This window comes from Flavobacterium sp. (genome assembly GCF_046153165.1).
GTDB lineage: Bacteria > Bacteroidota > Bacteroidia > Flavobacteriales > Flavobacteriaceae > Flavobacterium.
On record NZ_JBJXEN010000067.1, the window covers coordinates 24,571 to 45,153 of the forward strand.

Here is a 20,583-nt window from a genome sequence, read left to right on the forward strand (position 1 = left end):
ATGAAAAATAATTTAATTCTTGCCACAACAATTAGCACCTTATTTGCAATCACAACTATGAACGCGCAAAAAAAAACATACTTAGATAAAACAAAACCTATTGAAGAACGTATAGATTTATTGATGAAACAAATGACTTTAGATGAAAAAGTGGGTCAAATGAATCAATACAATGGTTTTTGGGAAGTAACTGGTCCAGCTCCAAAAGGAGGTGATGCCGAAACCAAATATGAACATTTACGTAAGGGTTGGGTAGGTTCTATGCTCTCTGTCCGTGGTGCAAAAAATGTAAAAGCCGTTCAGAAAATAGCTGTCGAAGAAACGCGTTTGGGAATTCCATTAATCATTGGTTTTGATGTAATTCATGGCTATAAAACTTTAAGCCCAATTCCATTGGCAGAAGCGGCAAGTTGGGACTTGGAAGCTATAAAAAAATCGGCACAAGTAGCCGCAGATGAAGCATCGGCAGCGGGAATTAACTGGACTTTTGGCCCCATGGTTGACGTTGCTCGTGATGCTCGTTGGGGAAGAGTTATGGAAGGTTCAGGAGAAGATCCATTTCTTGGAAGTAAAATTGCAGTTGCTAGAATAAACGGTTTTCAAGGTGAGAAAGTGGAAGATTTATTGAATGTTAATACTATCGCCGCTTGTGCAAAACATTTTGCAGCCTACGGATTTGCTGAAGCTGGGAAAGAATACAACACTGTTGACATTAGTAACTCAACACTTTATAACGTGGTTTTACCTCCTTTTAAAGCTGCAAATGATGCCGGAGTTAGAACTTATATGAACTCGTTTAATATTTTAAATGGAGTTCCTGCAACTGGAAGTTCATTTTTACAAAGAGATATTTTAAAAGAAAAATGGAAATTTAATGGATTTGTAGTTTCAGATTGGGCTTCGGTTCGTGAAATGGTAAATCACGGTTTTGCCAAAGATGCTGCCGATGCTACTGCAAAAGCTGTAATTGCAGGTTCTGATATGGATATGGAAGCTCATTACTATGTAGCAGAATTAGTAAATTTAGTAAAATCAGGTAAAGTAAAAGAGAGTTTGATTGACGATGCTGTTCATAGAATTCTTCGTGTAAAATTCGAATTGGGGTTGTTTGATGATCCTTATAAATATTGTAATGAAGCTAGGGAAAAAGCCGTAATTGGAAGTAAAACCAATAACAATGTGGTTTTGGACATGGCTAAAAAATCAATAGTTTTATTAAAAAACGAGAATAACCTACTTCCATTAAAAAAATCTGGACAAAAAATCGCTTTAATTGGAGCTTTAGCCAATGATAAAAACAGTCCTCTTGGAAGTTGGAGAATTGCTTCCGATGATAACACCGCAGTTTCAGTTCTAGAAGGAATGCAACAATATAAAGACAATCAGTTAACGTTTGAAAAAGGAACTGATGTAACTATTGGAAAAACCACTTTTGTTGACGAATTGGTTTTTAATACCACTGATAAAAGCGGATTTGAAGCAGCGAAAAATATAGCAAAGGGAGCTGATGTTGTAGTGATGGTTTTGGGCGAACACGGATTTCAAACTGGTGAAGGACGAAGCAGAACAGACTTAAATTTACCCGGAAATCAGCAAGAATTATTAGAAGAAATCTATAAAATAAATCCAAATATCGTTTTAGTTTTAAATAATGGACGGCCATTATCTATTCCTTGGGCTTCCGAAAAAATCCCTGCAATTGTTGAAGCTTGGCAACTTGGTACTCAAACTGGAAATGCAGTTGCACAAGTACTTTATGGAGATTATAATCCAAGTGGAAAATTACCAATGTCATTTCCTCGAAATGTAGGACAATGCCCAATTTATTACAACAATTATAATACTGGACGACCCGTAAATTCTGATAAAAATGTATTTTGGTCGCATTATACTGATGTAGAAAAAACACCTTTATTTCCATTTGGATTTGGATTAAGTTATACAACATTCGATTATAAAAATCTAAAATTGAACAAAGTAACATTTGTAAAAGGAGAAACTATAGAAGTTTCTGTAGAAGTCACCAATTCCGGAAATTATGACGGAAAAGAAGTAGTTCAATTATACCTTCATGATGTTGCAGCAAGTTTGGCTCGACCAGTAAAAGAGTTAAAAGGATTTGAATTAGTCAAATTAAAAAAAGGCGAAACCAAAACTATAACGTTAACATTAACTGATAAAGAACTTGGATTTTTTGACAATGATGGAAACTATCTAGTTGAATCAGGAACTTTTAAAATTATGGTTGGTGGAAGTTCGGATAGAGGATTAGAAAGCAGTTTCGAATTAAAATAGTTTAGTTGGTTTAGTGAAGAAGAAAGGGTTGAATTAATTTTCAATCCTTTTTTTAAAATTTGAATATGATATTCACTTTTAAGTAATTAAAATTCTTGAATTGGGTTGCAAAAAAATATTGATAGTTTACAAAACACTACTTTCTCAATTTATGAATTAATGGAAATTAAAAAAACGAAAAATGCAATTCTACTAAAAACATTTTAAAATTGATAAGCCTATGACAAAAAATATTTAAAAAACATGTTGGAAATAAATCTAGAAACCTATAAAATGCATTATGCTTAAAAATTGCTCTAAAATCAAAAATAATAATACAATGAAAAAAAAACATTTTATAATATTAAACCTACTTTTCACTCAAATACTTTTTTCACAAGTTGGTATAGGAACTACAAATCCAAGTAACTCTTCTGCATTAGAAATTAAAAGTTCAAATTCTGGTCTACTTATTCCAAGAATTGTATTGAATTCAACTAGTGATATTACCACAATTCCTAGTCCTGCAACTAGCTTATTAATTTACAATACAAATACAGCAAGTGATGTTACTCCAGGATTTTATTACTGGGAAGGAAGTTGGAAAAAAATAAACAATTCTGCCCCTGCATGGGAATTATCTGGAAATACACTTTCTTCTGGTTCAGAATATTTAGGAACAAATAATTATTATCCCTTAATTTTTAAAGTTAATAATAATCAATTTGCAAAGTTTCACCCAAATGGAGGAATTGCAATAGGAAACTCATCTGTTGCAAATAATAATAATTCTGTTGCCATTGGAACTTCTGCAAATGCATCTTCAAGTAATCAGGCAATTGCAATTGGTTATGCTACAACAGCATCGGGTTTCCAATCAACAAGTTTAGGGTTAAATGCGAATTCGAGTGCAAATTCAAGTGTAGCTATAGGAAATAATTCAGTAGCTTCAGGATTCCAGTCAGTGAGTTTAGGGTTAAATTCAAGTTCTAACACTAATAATGCTTTAGCCATTGGTAACAATTCTGTAGCTTCAGGATACCAGTCAATAAGTTTAGGTTTAAATGCAAATTCGAATGCAGATTCTAGTGTAGCCATAGGAAATGATTCTGCAGCTTCAGGATATCAGTCGACTGCAATTGGTTATCAAGCTCATGCAACTCAATCTAACTCGATTATTTTAGGTAACTCTTCAAATGCATCAAATAAAATTGGTATTGGAACCAATACGCCAGATGAAAGATTACATGTTGCAGGTTCAATTAAAATTGTAGATGGAACACAAGCAAATAACTTTGTTTTAACATCCGATTATAATGGAAAAGCTTCATGGAAAGATCCTAACGCAAGCAAATCTTTTGGAGAGATTTATAGAGCAAGTAACCTAAATTTAACAGCAGGAGCAGTAAATTTTGGCTCTAATGGCATAAGCAATTCTATTTCTCTAAATCCAAATTACATACAGGTTTTTACAGATGGAATTTATAAAATCACCTATACTATTTCTTTGAAAAAAAATTCAGGAGCTTTAAATAATGTTGAATTTTATTTAGGTATTTGGGGTACAGAAATACCTGGATCAAGAACTGTTGCAACAGTTAACAATGGAGAATCTAGAACTGTTTCTATAACAAAATTATTTAGTTTAACGGCATGGCAAGCTATTTCTGTATATTCAAACACAGCTGACTCTACTATTTCAGTATTAGGAAATGGTTCTAATTTAATTGTTGAATTAGTACTTTAATAATGAAACTAAACAAGGTGAGAAAAATATTTTTCTCACCTTGTTTAGTTTCATTATTTTTTAAACTTCAAATTGTATTCTTTTATTAAATCTAATGTAGATTTCTCGGAAGAAAACACCGAATTTAAACCTTGTGGTTCTTGTGGTGGATCGGTTGTAAAATCCTCTCCTATTTTCCATTTTCCATCAGCAGGATTATTTTTACCAATTCCTGCATAACCCCAAAAATTTAATGCAACAAATGGCTCTTTATTTAAGATTGCTTTTTCTAATCTTTCAAAAATAGCTTTGTAAAATTGATTTCTAAATTCAACAGAAGCAGTTCTATCTAAATTTTCTTGACTTCTTGGGTATCCAAATTCTTCTAGAACTAATGGTTTTTTAAGATTTTGTGCGACTTTAATATGTTCATCAATGTAGGCAATAGTTTTTTCAATAGCTATTGGCGTTGAGCCTTTTTCATCTTCCATCTTATACCAACCCCAATTTTTAGGCCAAATGTGCATCGTTAAATAATCGATATTCCTATTGGTATGGGTCCGTTCAAAAGTAGCCAAATCATCATTTGAACCTGCTTTACCTTCGGAACCAGTTGTTATTAAATGATTTTTATCCAATCGATTAATTTCGTCCACAGTTTCATTTAACCATTTGGTAAAAGTGGTTTCATTTTCTTTGGTAAAAACACGAGGTTCATTAGCAACTTCCCATGCCATGATGACTTTATCTTCGGTATATTTCTTTTTTGTGTACGGATTTGTTCTTCCAATAATAAATTGAATATGTTTTTTGAAATCTGCTTTACAAGGTTCGCATGAATGAAATTGCGAAGTGAAATTCATAAATTGAGGCCAAGTATTGGGAGTAATATTTGGATTAGGAACTTTTCCGTAGCCGTTCCATTCTAGATATTTTGCCATTCCGCCAGACCATTCCCAGTTATTATTCAAATATAAAATGGCGTTTAAATCACGCTTACCCATTTCGGCTAAAACAAAATCTAAGCCATCTAATAATTCCTGATTGTACTTTCCTTTTCCGGTTTGTAAAGCTGGTGTAACCGTAAAATCTTGATCGCCACCTTCTGCTCCAACAAGAATTCTAAGATTGGTAATTCCATTGGCTTTTAATTCATCTAATTCTTTTAAAAGTCTTGTTCTGTCACCGTTTTTTGCACCAATCATTGCACCATACCAATAATTTGTTCCAATATAATGATAGGATTTTCCTTCTTTTATAAATTTATTATCTTTTACAGAAATAAATTTTTGTGCTGTACAAGATGATGTAAAAGCGATTAAAAATGCTAAAAGAATTGATTTTTTCATATAAAAATTTAATTAGGTAAAACGTACATATTTGGTAATGTATTTTGTAAAACCGATTTTGGTTTGATAACAAAACTGTTAAAATCGGCTGCATTTGAAGCTGTTGGCGTTGGTACATAATAGCCCCCATTCCCATTTGCCCAAAACATTACAAAACCAATTTGAACATTATTGTTAGTTATGGCATCATACAAATAAGTAGAAAACCAATTTGTAATTGCAGGAGTAGTATTAGTTACGCGATAACCACTTTCAGTTAATGCTGCAATTTTCTTTTTAGAAATAGCTAAATCTGATAAATATCTTAATTTATTATTAGCATTAGTTACACCTGTTGGTCCTTGATTATTAAAATCTCCATAATTATCCATACCTAAAACATCTACATACGTATCCCCAGGATAACGACTTAAATAACTAATTGATGTTGTGTAAGTATTATCTGGAGCAAAAGAATATAAAATATTATGAACATTTTTAGTATTTTTCAAATAATCAACAGTGAATTGAAAAACAGCTTTGTATTCATCTGGAGAACAATAATTTGCACCCCACCAAAACCAGCTTCCATCAAATTCATGAAACGGACGGAAAATTATCGGGATTAATTTATTGTTAGCATCTCTCAAATTTGAAACTACCGAAGCCACTTTATCTAATTTTGTTTTGTACCAATTATGATTTACTCCACCAGGTAAAATACTTCTAAAAGCAGTTTGTTGTTGTACCACAGTCATGTCGGCAGCATAAAAACTGTCTTCATTATTGGGTTCACGCAAATGCCAACAGAATACATTTATCATTCCTTTTGATTTGGCTTCTTTAGCATCATCCGTAATAATGTTTTCTTGCTGATAAAACCAATTGCTTGCTTGACCATTATTATTTTTGTCAGTAATAAACATAAAATCGGAACCTAAAAGTGCTGGATCATAACCAGTAGTTTTCTTAATATCGGAATCGCCACTTGAAGTATAAAATCCGTTGAAAGCATCTTGTTGGCCAATTGCAAATTTTGTTTGAGAGAGTTTTCTTAAGTTGTAAAAAAGTGCAACTGTTTCGTCTGTAGCATTTTGGTCAACCATAAAAGTTCTAACATTTTGCGGAGTTACTGGATCGACAATAGTAACTGGCAGAATGATCACTGTTGAATCTGAAGTAAATCCATCATTTTTTGAACATGAAGTCATTATAAAAAATACTGACATTAGAATAGAAGTTAAAAGATTTTTCATAGCATTTTTATTTATTTAAAACTTACAACTAAATCATCAGCATATAAAGTTCCCGATGCAAAACCTAAGGCAAGCATAATTCTATATTTTTTTGTTCCTTTTATAAGCGGAACTGTTTTGGTATAAAATGTCCAGTCGGTTGTTCCTGTTACGAAAGTTATACTTTGGTCATCACTTGTTTTTTTGTTATCAATTCCAATGAATTCAACATTTAATAGCCCATTATTCCATGAATCTTTTCCCTGTTTGATATTTTCTGATTTTAACCAACCTGAAATAGTTATTGAAGTGGCATTTTCTGGAACATCAGCAATTTGATCAATTCCAGTCCAGTCGAAAGTTGTCGAATTTAAAACCAGTGAAGACTTTCCTTCTTTGAACGTTGTGTTTGAAGTTGCTGCATTTCCACGCCAAGAATTAGTTCCATTTTCGAAATTCCCATTGGTTAATTCGATAAATTTATTTTCGAAGTTTCCTGAAATTACAACTGGATTTCGTTTAGCATTTTCTTCTTCATGGCTTTTTGTTAGTTCATCTTGAGATATTGCAATAGCTTTTATTTCATCAAATAAAATAGTTCCGTTGGTTTGACCTAAAGCCAACATAATTCTTAATTTGGATGCCGAAGTTGGAACAATAATTGTCTTTTTATAAAATGTCCAAGGTGTTGTTCCTGAAACCGATGCAACACTTTCGTTCTGAATTCCTTTTTCGCCTGCATTTAAAAATTCAATATCAAATTTCCCTGTATTCCAATCATTTTTGCCTTTTTCGATAGCATCCGATTTTATCCAACCACTTAATTCTATGGCAACTGCATTTTTTGGAATACTTATAATTTGGTCAATTGCTTTCCATTCAGCCCCGGTATATTGAGTAATTATAGCACTTGCTTTTCCTATTTTTTTATCAAATGTTGATAATTGAGCCACATCTCCACGCCAATTATTCAACTCCATTTCAAATCCGCTATTAAGGACTAGATTTTTTTGTGCAAAAGAATTTATACTTAAAACTAAAAGAAATATTGAAAATGTTTTATTCATAATGTTTTGATTAATTTACAAACGTTTAATTAACTCCAGACAAGCACGCGAATTATGATAAGGACATTTCCAAAAACCAGCTTTATCTTTTTGAATTTTAGAATAATCTTGATTAATTCCCCAAATCCATTCTCCGTTTTCTTTATCTAGAATGTATTTTTGTACAAAGTCGAAGTTCTTTTCTGTAATTCTCAAGTATACATCGTCGTTGGTTAATTGCCAAGCATTTATCATTCCTATCCAAAGTTCAGATTGTGGCCACCAATGTTTTTCGGCAATTAATTTATTTTCCTTTGGATCAAATTCATACCATAATCCACCATCATCATCAATTCCTTCCTTGGTAGCATTTGCAATTTCTACTGCATATTTTTGGTATTCTTCAATCAATTCTTTGTCTCCAATAACTTCGGCACACCATTGCAATAACCAAGCTGCTTCAATGTCATGACCATAAGAAATTACATCTGGTTTTTCTATCCAGTTTTCATCAAAAAATAATTTTAAATGCCACGTATTTTTATCAATAAAATAAGTATCAATTACATAAAGCAGTTTTTTTATCTTATCTTTCAATTCTAAATCTGGCCAAACTTGATACAAATTTGCATACGCTTCAACAATGTGCAAATGCGTGTTCATGGTTTTCTTTTCGTTGGCATCTTTATCGCTCAAACGCAAATCTTCAATAGCTTGCCAATCGCGAGTAAATGCTTCAAAATAGCCTTCATTTTCTTTGTCGTAACTATACTTTTGTATCGAATTATATAGATTTATCGCTATTTGAAGCGCTTCTTGATTGCGAGAAATTTTATAAAATTCGGTCAATCCGTAGATGGTAAAGGCTAAAGCGTAAATTTGATTTTTAGTATCTTTCAATGTTCCATCATAATTTAAACTCCAAAAAATGCCACCGTATTGGTTATCGTAAAAAAACTTCCTTATGTAATTGAAAGTTCTTTCGGCAACTGCCAAATGGTTTGGATTTTTAGTTACAGGATAAGCAGCAGAAAATGACCAAAGAATTCTAGCGTTTAAAACTGAACCTTTGTCTGCCAGTTCATTTTTTACATCATTATAATCAATTTCACCAATAAACCCTCCATTTTTGTGATCAATAGTAATCTTTTCCCAATAATTTAATATGGAAATTAATTCTTGTTGGACTTTTGATTTTAATATTTCTGTGGTTACTAACACAATTGTATTCTTTTAAATTGAAACCTCATAATTATAAATCATGAGGTTTTAAATAGAGTTTAATTTTAAACAAAATAATTATTGAAGACTACAATTATTCTTGATGTACTAAAATTATTCTTGATGTACTAAAATATTATAAAACCTTTTTATTATTTTCAATTTGATTGATGATTGTTTGAACAGAGCCTGACGATGTAAAAGTATCTTCTGGTGTGTTGATAGTGTAATCTACCAATTTTTCGACAGTTGAAACAGCAACATGCATTTTAGTGTCCGATGATGCATAATAGATATAAACAGTTCCATTATCATCTGATATCCAACCATTTGAAAATAGAACATTAGAAACATCACCAATACGTTCGTCGTTTTCTGGAGCCATAAAATGTCCTGCTGGCTTGTGAATTACCTTTGAAATATCTTTTAAATCAGTCATGAAAACATACAAGGTATAACGCAAACCAGCAGCTGTATTTCTAACTCCATGAGCCAAATGCAACCAACCTTTTTCTGTTTTTATTGGTGCTGGTCCAAGACCATTTTTTAGTTCGTAAATAGTATGGTATGTTTTTCCAAAGATTATTTTTTCTTCTTTTACAATAGGGATTTCCATATTATCTATATAACCTAAACCAATTCCACCACCGCTTCCTACATCGATAAATCCGTCTTGTGGACGCGTATAAACTGCATACTTTCCATTTACAAATTCTGGATGAAGTACCACATTTCGTTGCTGACCTGTATTAGAAATCAAATCGGGTAAACGTTCCCAATTGATCAAATCTTTAGTACGAACTAAGCCCGCATTAGCAATTGCTGTACTTGTATCGCCTTTTGGCGCGCTTGGATCTTTTCTTTCTGTACAGAAAATCCCATAAATCCAACCATCTTCATGATGTACTAATCGCATATCATAAGCATTCGTATCTGGATTTCCTTCAATTTGAGGAATTACGCATGGTTTATCCCAAAATTGAAAATTATCAATCCCATTTTGACTTTCTGCGATGGCAAAAAATGATTTTCTGTCGTTTCCCTCAACACGAACGCAAAGCACGTATTTATCATTAAATTTCATCGCACCAGCATTGAACGTTGCGTTAAAACCAATTCGTTCCATACCAAAAGGATTAGTTTCGGCATTGAAATCGTAACGCCAATGTAATGGAATGTGTTTAGCAGTAACCACTGGATTTTTATATCTCGAATAAATTCCGTTATTTTCAGAAACTGGACTATTTGATTGTTTTATAAATTCCAAATGACTAGTTGTCAAAGTATCGAAATTATAAATTTTTGTTATGTTTTCCGTTATCATACAATGCGTATTATATTATAAATTTATTTTAAAAATCAGTTAATCTGTTCCACCAAGTACGTTTCATTACGAAGGCAATTACAATAAATAATCCCAAGACTATTCCGAGTGCAAACCATCTAGAAAGGATTAGATACATAGGAAGTAGTGTTAGCAGAATTTGTCCAGTAATTCCTAAAAACACGTTAAACATATTCAATTTGAAATTTTTATTTTTTTCTAATGTTGGATCTTCTAATAATAATTCATCATGAATAGGTTTCCAAAATCCCCAAGGACGAACAGTTTTATAGAAATTTACTAATACCTCTTTTTCTGTTGGTGGAGCTGTGTATGAGCCTACGATACAAGCTATTAATTGAATTATAATAAATATTGGGAAGAAATATAACATTCTTGTTCCGTCAAAATAAGTTGTGATTCCAGAAACTGATAATGCTGGAGGAATGGCACTTGCGATAATTCCGAATAACATTCCGTAGAAATAGCCATTAGCATTGAAACGCCACCAATACCATTTTAGGACATTCGCGCAAACAAATCCGCCATACAATCCAGCTGTAATAATATTGAAAATCATGTTTACATCTTTTATCAAAAGACCTAACCCAACGCCAAGAATTACCATCACAATTCCAGAAAGATAACCCATGTTTATGACTTCTTTTCTATCTGCATTTGGATTGAAATATTTTAGATAAATATCGTTTACAATATAAGCTTGACCCGCATTTAATGTTCCAGAGAAGTTGCTCATAAATGCTCCAAGAAATCCTGCAAGAACCAGTCCTACTAATCCAACAGGTAGGTATTTATTGATTACAGCTGGCATAATACTTTCGAAATTAATTCCATCAACCGTTTGATGCAAACTCAAATCTTTGAAGAATAAAATTCCTAAAATGCACAATCCCATTACCATAAAATATCTAATTGGAAGCAAAATGATAGAAATAAATCCGCTCATCTTACTGGCTTCTTCTGGCGATTTTGTACTTAATATTTTTTGGCAATCATAATTTGGTGCTGGTCCAGCTAAACTTTTTAGGACACCTGAAAAAAACATCATACTTACAATGGCAGAGAATAATTTATAACCATCTTTTTGAAGCTTCACTGTTGCGTCTGGAAGAATTTTACTCCAATCTAAACCTAATTCTTTTCCGAAAATTGGATTATCCCACCCAAGTGGCATTCTATCTGTAATTACAATTCCTGATGCTGCCAAATGATGCATTGCAATAGTACCAACAAAAATAGAACACACAATCATAATCATATATTTGATGAAATCGGCAAGAACAATTCCGTGCATTCCACCAACAATACTATAGAAAGTTGCTACAATACAAATTGAAACTCCATAAAATTGAGCAGTTGCATTTTTAGCATCAATTAAAGCCGATGCGTATTCTGGACTTCCCGCAGTTAAGGTTTCTAGATTGTGATTTAAGAATGGAACAACCTCTTTAATGGTTTCGTAAGGAATAAAAATTTCTAGAAATTCACCGACACCAACAAAAGCGTACGCCATGTATCCGATACAAAGCATTAATGCAAAAACTACTACAATGGCGTGACTTTGTTTTACCCCTTTATCGGTTAATCCGAAACGTGTCCCAAGCCATTCAGCACCAGTTGTTGCGTTACTTCTACGTAACCATTTACTTAAGAAAACCATCAAAAATACTTGGTTGAAAACTGGCCACATCCATGGAATCCAGATGCTTTTAAATCCATAAAGAAATGCCATACTTACTAAAAGCATGGTTCCAGAGATGTCAAACATATCACTAGCATCGCTCAAACCAAGCATGTACCAAGGCAGTTTTTTTCCAGCCATTAAATAATTGTCTTTGCTTTTTTTAGCTCTGTTTTTCATAACAAACCCAATGACAATCATCAAGATAAAGTAGGCGATTATTATTGTCAAATCTATGGTTGATAGTCTCATTAATGTATTTTTGGTATTTAATTTGGGTTTATTTATATAATTTCTCTTTGGTAACGTCTTTTTGAAAAAGTGTTTGTTTTAAATTAAAAAAATCTATAAAATCTTTTTCGCTTACTTGTCCTTTATATGGGGCATAATAATGCATTTTCTTTTCTTGTTCTTGCCAACCATGATTTCTCCATGCTAAAACGTAAGATATTTTATAATTTCCGATAGATTCTAAAAGTGTTTTTGTCCAGAATTTATCATAAGGAATCGCTTCATATCCTGTTTCTGCAAAAGCAATTATTTTGTTCTGTTCTTTGGCAATCTGATCCATTATGCCAAATAATTTCAAATTATTTTCTACAAATGAATTATCTTTTGTAGGATCATTATATTCGTAATTGTCAAAACTTAAAATATCTGCATAAGCTTCTCCTGGATAGTATTCAAGAAATTCCTCACGAGATTTTACCATCGAAGTATTGTAAACATAAATTAAATTGTGAACACCTTTTGACTTTAAATAATCGACTGTGAACTTCCAGCCTTCTTTAAATTGTTCAGGAGTTGCATTGTTTTTGCACCACCAAAACCAATCGCCAGTAAGTTCATGAAATGGTCTATATAAAATTGGAACTGCTTTACCATCGCTACCTTTTAATGATAAAAAGAATTTTGCTGCATCATCTAGCCATGATTTGTAAAGTTCGTGTTTAGAACCGTTTGGTAGTATTGATTCAAAAGAATTAGGAGTCGTATCCCAAGCATTTTTTCCTGTAAACGGATTATTCATGTGCCAACTTATTGTAGTAATGCCGCCACGATCATAAATTTCTTTAATCCATTTTTTTGTTTTTTTAAAAGGAACTCCATCAATATCATTTTCAGATTTAGTTTCTGTGCCGCCCAAATCACAACCATAAACTGCAGGATAATCTCCAGTTACGTCTTTAATATCGCTTCTTCCTTCTTCATATTTCCAATTTACTCCATAAGCTAATGCATCTTGATGCCCCATCATAAACCCTTTCTCTTTTAACTTATTTAGGTTTTGAAAGAGAGTTTGTGTTTCTTTTGTCGCATCTAAATCACTAAGATTTACTTGCTGTGATTTACAAGAAATGCTTAAAAATGCAATGAAAATATATAGAATCGAGTTTAACTTCATTGAATGCGATTATTTAATTAAAAAGATTAATTGTATAAAATGTCAAAACTATGATTTATTAAAAATAGTATGAATTTCGTAATTTTAAGTAGCTTTTATTTTATTATACAAAAAAATCTACTCTATATTTTTCCTAAAGTTCAAAGATAGTTTTGTTATTTCATCATCAATAGTATTATTTTATCATTTTTATATCATATAATTGCAACTTAAAATCGATATATGAGAGATATAACAAAATTTCATCGCGAAATTACCCCTTTATCTAAAGGTGATAGTTTTTTAGTTTTTGATAGAGTTAAAGATAATTTTGACTTTCCTATACACTATCATCCAGAATATGAAATCAATTTTATTAAGAATGGAAAAGGAGTTCGGCGAATTGTTGGAGACCATATAGAAGAGATTGATGACATAGAATTAGTTCTTGTTGGCCCAAATTTATACCACGGATGGGAAATAAATATTTGTAAAAGCAAAAAAATTCATGAAATCACCATTCAATTTCATAATGATTTATTTGACAATGACTTGTTAAATCGGCGAATAATGGCTTCTATTAAAGAAATGTTTAATCGCTCCATACATGGTATTTTATTCTCCAAAAAAACAGCAAATGACTTACATGAGCGAATTTCAAAACTATCAAGATTAGATGGTATGGATTACTTTTTGGAAATAGTTTCAATACTGCAAGACATGGCAAACTCTCGAAATCAAAGACTTTTATCTACATACACTATTGATTATGACAAATTTGAAGATGATGACAAAATGAAATTAGTTTATGAGTTTGTTCAGAAGAATTTTGCCGAAAAAATCACTTTAGATGATGTTTCAGAAGTAGCAATAATGAGTCCAGTATCATTCAATCGGTTTATAAAAAAACGCACTGGAAAAACATTTGTTAATTATTTAAATGATATTAGAGTTGGATATTCTGCAAGATGGTTGGTTGAAAAAGATTTAAGCATTTCGGAAATCGCATTCAAATCTGGATTTAATAATATCGCTAATTTTAATAGAATTTTCAAAAGCATAAAAAGAACCACCCCGAGTCAGTATCGCGAAGAATTTTACGGAATGAAAAGGTTCCTTTAGTTTTTTTATATTTATTTAAACCTCAATGACCTATATATAAAATTTTTGCATTTTAATACAATAATACAATTTTATCAAATTTTTCATCAATAGTTACGAAATCGATAGAGAAATAGTAGAATGAATTGATTAAATAATATTAACTTTTGGTTAACATCTCTTATAAATTTGTTATTCTTAATAATCATTCAATAAAATTACGCATAATGAAATTTTATTCTTTATTTATTTAGAAATTACTAATCTTAACCCACAAACGAAAAATTATGAAAAAAATTTTCTCAAACTTAACTCATTGGAAGGTCAAAAAGAGAGCATTTGCTTTTGTGATGCTATTATTACTCTCTAGTAGTTTTATTAATGCTCAAACAACTATTTCTGGTAAAGTTGTAGATCAAAACGGAGCCTCTTTACCAGGAGTAAACATAAAAGTTGAAGGCATGACAAATAATAGTACATCCTCAAGTTTTGATGGAACTTACAATATTAAAGCTCCTTCTCTAAATGTAACACTGACTTTTTCTTTTCTAGGCTTTAACACTCAAAATATTCCTGTCAATGGAAAAAAAGTAGTTGATATGGTTATGAGAGAAAATGTTGAGTCATTAAAAGAAGTTGTTGTAATTGGATATGGAACTCAAAAGAGAAGCGATATAAATTCATCCATTTCATCAATTAAGTCAAAAGATTTAGAAAATTTGAAACAAGTTTCTGTTGACCAAATGATTCAAGGTAAAGCAGCAGGAGTTTCAGTCACAAACAATTCTGGTCAACCTGGAGGTGCAGTGTCAATTAGGGTAAGAGGAACGACATCCATTAGTGGCACAAATGAGCCTTTGTATATTATTGACGGTGTTCCTGTTTCTGGTGATGCAACAGGTAGAGCGACCAGCGGAAGACCAATTGCAGGAAATGATTTTAGCTCTAATGGAAATAGTGGAAATAATGCAGTTAGTCCATTATCGATGATTAATCCCAATGATATTCAGTCTATAGATATTCTTAAAGATGCTTCAGCTACTGCAATTTATGGTTCTCGTGGTGCTAATGGTGTGATTCTAATAACAACAAAATCTGGTAAAAAAGGAACAGGTAAAATATCCTATGAAGGATATACTTCGATTCAATCAGTTTATAAAAATTTAAATGTTTTGAATTTATCTCAGTATGCTACGCTACAAAATCAACTAGCTGGTATTTATGGCACTACTCCAAGACCTGAATTTGCTCATCCTGAATTATTAGGTTCTGGAACTGATTGGCAAAAAGAAGTATATAGAACAGCTATGGCTAAAAGTCATCAAATTTCATTTTCAGGAGCTAAAGACGGCACAAATTACTATTTATCAGGAGGTTTTCTAGATCAAGAGGGTACTTTGATAGGTTCTGGATACAAACGATATACCATGAAATTAAATTTAGATTCAAAAGTTAAAGATTGGCTAAAAGTTGGAACTAATATTAATACAGGTGTAACCAATGAGAAAATCACAATTAATCAAAGTTATGGTGGATTAATTACAAATACATTACTAGAAGCTCCTGACTTACCTGTTAGAAATGTTGATGGCTCTTATGCAGTACCTCCTTCTGGTCAAACAGGTGGTGTTTATTTTAATCCTGTTGCAGAGGCACTAACCAAACACAACTCACTAGTAAGAAAAAACTATTTAGGAAATATCTATGGTGAGGCTAGTATAGTAAAAGGATTAAAATACAAGTTAGAGCTTAGTGCCAATACAGAGTTTTCTGAAAACACAGAATTTGCACCTACATCTTCAACCAATGAAGTTGCAGATTTAAATGAAAGAAGACAAAATTGGTACTCTACAAATTTAAAGAATTTGCTAACCTACGACTTTGGTATAAACAAGCACAAATTTACATTACTAGCTGGCCAAGAGGCCAATGACTCTCATTGGGAAGGTATTTTAGTTAGCGCTCATGGATTTCAAACAAATAATATATACACTCTTAATCTTGCAACACCAGCAAACACTACTGCTACAGGATACAAAGGCAGTCAATCACTTAGTTCGTTATTTGGTCGTATGATTTATGATTTTGATGACAAATATGGAATTTCAGCATCTATTCGTCAAGACGTTTCTTCAAAATTTGATCCTGCTACTAATAATCAAAAAGGTATCTTTTCTTCATTTTCTGCTTCTTGGAAATTATCTAACGAGTCTTTTATGGAATCAACAAAAAAATATATTGACAACATAAAATTTAGAGCCGGATATGGAACAACTGGTAATCAGCAAGTTGGAAACAATCTATATTCTGCTTTATTAAACCAACAAAATTCTGGTTTAGGAACTGGATTTCTAGTTTCAAATATACCTAATCCAGATTTAAAATGGGAATCTTTAGTTCAAACAAATCTTGGTTTAGATTTTACTTTATTAGATTCTAGACTTTCTGTAAATTTAGATTTATACAACAAAAAATCTAAAGACTTCTTATTTCAGGTGCCTTTACCTGGATATTTAACTGGTGGTGGTTCACAATATGGAGGTATATCCTCACCATATTCGAACTTAGGTGAAATGCAAAATAGAGGTTATGATATAACTTTAGGCTATAATACAAAAGGAAATGGTAATTTTACTTGGAGTTCCTCTTTAGTGTTTTCTCATTATAAAAATAAGCTAACAAGTATTGTTGATGGGTTACCATTAACAACTGAAATTAATACAAATGGTTATCAACCAGTAGTCGTTACAAACACACTTGTTGATAACCCTATTGGGATGTTCTACGGTTATGTTACAGAAGGGATTTTTAATGATTTAACAACTTTAAACAATGCTCCTTTACAATTTGGACAAACTGTTGGTACAGCATCCGGTCAAACCTATCTTGGAGATATCAAATATAAAGATGTGAATGGAGATGGTAAAATAGATTCAAATGACAGAACATTAATAGGAAATCCACATCCTAAATTTACCTTTGGTTTTACAAATAATTTTAAATACAAGAATTTTGATTTATCTGTATTCTGCCAAGGATCTTATGGTAATGATATATTAAACTTAACAAAGAGAAACGGAACTTTAAATGCAAGTTTATATCAAAATCAATTGGTTGATGCCTTAAACTACTGGACACCAACAAATACAAATACTGATATTCCAAGACCAATTGGAAATACAAGTAATACTAATATTCTAATTTCCGATCGTTATGTTGAAGACGGTTCTTATGTAAGAATTCAAAATGCAACATTTGGATTTACTTTACCTCAAGATGTCATTTCAAGATTAAAAATGTCTAGAGTTAGAATATATGGAAGTGCGCAAAACCTTTATACATTCACTAAATATTCAGGTTACGACCCAGAAATTGGCTCTTTCAATCAAAACCCTCTTTTAACAGGAATTGATAATGGAAGATATCCATCACCAAGAACTTATTCATTAGGAGTTAATATAGAATTTTAAAAAAAATGAAAATGAAAAATTTATTTAACGGATACAAATTGTTAATATTAACAATCATATTATTTGCTTTTGGCTCATGCCAAGAAGATTTTACCAACAGACCTCCTGAAGATGCAATAAGTTTAGATGCTTACTACAGTAGCAACGAGCAAGTTAACTCAGCAACTAATGGTATGTATAGCAGAACTTGGTTTCAGTTTAATAACAAATTCTTTTATGCAGTAGCCGAAGTTGGTTCTGGTAATATGTACACTAATTCAAGTGATGTAAATGCTATGAGAACATTTGCTCTAACAGGTAGTGACCCTGAATTGTTAAATGGTTGGAATTCTCTTTGGGCTAATATTGCTCAAGCGAATTCTATTATTAATTTTCTTCCTGCAAGGGTTGGGCCAAGCGTTAGTCCTGAGGTTGTAAACAATGCTGTTGGAGAAGCTTATTTCATGAGAGCAACCGCCTATTTCTATTTAGTAAGATTATGGGGAGCTGTTCCTATTATTGAAAATAATTTGGATTATGCAAGTAGCCCAATAATTCACACTAATAGAGTGGAAGATATTTACAAATTAATAGAATTAGATTATCAAGCAGCAATTACAAAACTTGTAGAAAAAACAAGAACAGCAAATTATGCTGCAAATGGACATGTTTCAAAAGGTTCTGCAAAATCAATGTTAGCAAAAGTATATTTGTATGAAAAAAAATACCCTGAAGCTAAAACAATGGCTGAAGAAGTAATAAATAGTGGTGAGTTTAAATTATTAGGTGGTATACAATTGCCAGGAAAATCATTCGGTGATTTATTTACTTATGGTAATAATAATAATGAAGAATCAATATTTGCTCTTCAATGGAAAGGTGATGGTAATTATGGCTCTGCAAATAACTGCAATACCCAATTTGGAATTAGTAACGGAACCATTTCTACATCTAACGCCGCTTATGGTGGTGTTTTTGCACCTTCTCAAGATATTATGAGTGCTTACAGTCCTTTAGATGTAAGAAGAAAAGAAACAATTATGCTTCCAGGGGATGTTTATCCAAATATTAAAGTTTCTCCAAGCGGAGGTATTTTAACTGTTCCTGTAGCAAATCAAATTGGAGGTCAAGGTGCAGGTTCTGCAATAAAAAAATATTGTATTGGAATTGTTAACGGAAGTGCAACAGGACCTGCTGATAGCTGGGCAATGATGGATAATAATACTTACATCATGAGATATGCTGATTTATTATTAATTCATGCAGAGGCTACTTTAGCTGGAGGATCAAGTACAACAGATACAGGAGCTCTAGCTTCTTTTAATGCCGTTAGAAATAGAGCTGGATTAAGCAGTTTATCTTCAATAACATTTAATGATATATTTAATGAAAGAAGATTAGAGTTGTGCTTTGAAGGAGATTATTGGTTTGATTTAGGTAGAATCCCAAGAGCACAAGCTACAGCAATTATGGCAGCTCAAAACAGAGGTAATATGCTTTCAGCTGAATATTATTCACCAGAAGCTAGTGATTTCTTAATTGATTATCCAGATAATGATGTTGCTAAAAACCCACTATTATTGGAGCCTCCAGTTCCTTATATTTTTAATTAAAAAACAAATAAAACATGAAAAACATCAAAAACAATAAAATAAACAGCTTATTAGCATTTATTTTTACATTATTCTTATTGTCGTCATGTAGTAAAGATGACTCTAACGATTCCTCTTCCAATAATCCACCCGTAATAACAGGTGTAGCAGCAGCGGTAAATACTGATGGAACACCATCAGATTTAACTCCCATTACTCAAGGATATGCTAATAACATGTATATCATTAGAGGATCTGGTTTTAAAACAACAAAAAAGATTTACTTTAATGAAAAAGAAACTTTTTTTAAACCAACATTAGTAACAGATACTGAAATTTTTGTAACCGTTGATATTAATACGCCTTATGAAAACGCATCTGAAGAGTTGAAAGTAGTTACAGAAAACGGAACAGCAACATATCATTTTGTGATTGCCCCACCTGCTCCAATAGTTTCTAGTGTAAATCCAATTAATACAGCAGATGGAACCGATATAACAATTAAAGGAAATTATTTTCTTAATCCAATTGTAAAAGTTGGAGCATTAACTGCAACTGTTGTTTCTACATCATTAACAGAAATACATGCAACATTGCCTATAGGGTCACAATTGAAAAAGGTTTCTGTAACGACTATTTCTGGAACAGGAACTTACAATTCTGCAATTGGAACTGCTTACTATGATGATTCTTTTTATTATGGTATGACTGCAGGTGGTTGGGGTGAAAGCCACGATATTGCAGACACTTCTAATGTTACTCAAGGAGATACAGCAATGAAGTGTACAATCCAATCTTGGTCTGGTTTTCAAATAGATGGAAATGTACCTATGGAACCTACTGCAACTGGAATTCGTTTTAAAATGAAAGTCGCTACAGATGCTCAAATAAGACTAGTTTTTAATTATGATTGGAGCAAACAATTTTATATGAATATAACAAGTTCATATAAAGAATATTTTGTGTCTTGGGCAGATTTAGGTTTAGTAGGTCCTCCAGCAGCTTATCAAAGTTTAGTATTTGGAAGTACAGGTGACGCAAACACTTTCTATATAGATGACTTCGGTTTTTCTGTAAATTAATTTTTGAGTTTTGTTTTATTTTAAAACCCTGACATCTTATTTGTCAGGGTTTTAGTTTTACAAAACAATAATTGTTTAAAATCTATTTATAAATATTCTTTTTAAATAAAATATATAAT

General features: G+C 31.9%; 13 protein-coding genes. 6 read left to right on the forward strand and 7 right to left on the reverse strand.

Annotation, left to right across the window (positions count from 1 at the left end; translation table 11 throughout):
- Positions 1-2,295 (forward strand): beta-glucosidase BglX, encoded by a 2,295-nt coding sequence (gene bglX, locus ACKVOV_RS07685; protein WP_409206179.1) that lies wholly within the window; start codon positions 1-3, stop codon positions 2,293-2,295.
- A 319-nt stretch (positions 2,296-2,614) separates the two neighbouring features.
- Complete coding sequence (locus tag ACKVOV_RS07690) at positions 2,615-4,021, forward strand: hypothetical protein (RefSeq protein WP_409206180.1); 1,407 nt, start codon at positions 2,615-2,617, stop codon at positions 4,019-4,021.
- Positions 4,022-4,074: 53 nt separating this feature from the next.
- Here ACKVOV_RS07690 and ACKVOV_RS07695 read toward each other — a convergent pair whose 3' ends face one another.
- The 7 genes from ACKVOV_RS07695 to ACKVOV_RS07725 all read right to left on the reverse strand — a co-directional run bounded on the left by ACKVOV_RS07695 (position 4,075) and on the right by ACKVOV_RS07725 (position 13,261).
- On the reverse strand, positions 4,075-5,349 hold the full coding sequence (locus ACKVOV_RS07695) for a beta-mannanase (RefSeq protein ID WP_409206181.1): 1,275 nt from the start codon (positions 5,347-5,349) through the stop codon (positions 4,075-4,077).
- A gap of 8 nt (positions 5,350-5,357) precedes the next feature.
- Positions 5,358-6,584 (reverse strand): glycoside hydrolase family 26 protein, encoded by a 1,227-nt coding sequence (locus ACKVOV_RS07700; protein ID WP_409206182.1) that lies wholly within the window; start codon positions 6,582-6,584, stop codon positions 5,358-5,360.
- Between the two features lie 11 nt (positions 6,585-6,595).
- Entirely contained in the window at positions 6,596-7,630 is a 1,035-nt protein-coding gene (locus ACKVOV_RS07705) for a hypothetical protein (protein WP_409206183.1), read from the reverse strand.
- A gap of 15 nt (positions 7,631-7,645) precedes the next feature.
- Positions 7,646-8,830 (reverse strand): AGE family epimerase/isomerase, encoded by a 1,185-nt coding sequence (locus ACKVOV_RS07710; RefSeq protein WP_409206184.1) that lies wholly within the window; start codon positions 8,828-8,830, stop codon positions 7,646-7,648.
- A 136-nt stretch (positions 8,831-8,966) separates the two neighbouring features.
- On the reverse strand, positions 8,967-10,154 hold the full coding sequence (locus ACKVOV_RS07715) for a glycosidase (protein ID WP_409206185.1): 1,188 nt from the start codon (positions 10,152-10,154) through the stop codon (positions 8,967-8,969).
- A gap of 28 nt (positions 10,155-10,182) precedes the next feature.
- A complete protein-coding gene (locus tag ACKVOV_RS07720) occupies positions 10,183-12,108 on the reverse strand; it encodes a sodium:solute symporter family protein (protein ID WP_409206186.1) in 1,926 nt (641 codons plus the stop codon).
- A 28-nt stretch (positions 12,109-12,136) separates the two neighbouring features.
- Positions 12,137-13,261: a glycoside hydrolase family 26 protein gene (locus tag ACKVOV_RS07725; RefSeq protein ID WP_409206187.1), complete on the reverse strand. Its 1,125-nt coding sequence runs from the start codon at positions 13,259-13,261 to the stop codon at positions 12,137-12,139.
- Positions 13,262-13,483: 222 nt separating this feature from the next.
- On the opposite strand from ACKVOV_RS07725, the gene ACKVOV_RS07730 reads away from it, so the two are divergent.
- The 4 genes from ACKVOV_RS07730 (at position 13,484) to ACKVOV_RS07745 (ending at position 20,464) form a co-directional block, all read left to right on the forward strand.
- A complete protein-coding gene (locus tag ACKVOV_RS07730) occupies positions 13,484-14,362 on the forward strand; it encodes a helix-turn-helix domain-containing protein (RefSeq protein ID WP_409206188.1) in 879 nt (292 codons plus the stop codon).
- Positions 14,363-14,628: 266 nt separating this feature from the next.
- Positions 14,629-17,811: a SusC/RagA family TonB-linked outer membrane protein gene (locus tag ACKVOV_RS07735; RefSeq protein WP_409206189.1), complete on the forward strand. Its 3,183-nt coding sequence runs from the start codon at positions 14,629-14,631 to the stop codon at positions 17,809-17,811.
- 11 nt (positions 17,812-17,822) lie between these two features.
- Complete coding sequence (locus ACKVOV_RS07740; RefSeq protein ID WP_409206190.1) at positions 17,823-19,403, forward strand: RagB/SusD family nutrient uptake outer membrane protein; 1,581 nt, start codon at positions 17,823-17,825, stop codon at positions 19,401-19,403.
- A gap of 14 nt (positions 19,404-19,417) precedes the next feature.
- Positions 19,418-20,464 (forward strand): IPT/TIG domain-containing protein, encoded by a 1,047-nt coding sequence (locus ACKVOV_RS07745; protein WP_409206191.1) that lies wholly within the window; start codon positions 19,418-19,420, stop codon positions 20,462-20,464.
- Positions 20,465-20,583 lie beyond the last annotated feature (119 nt).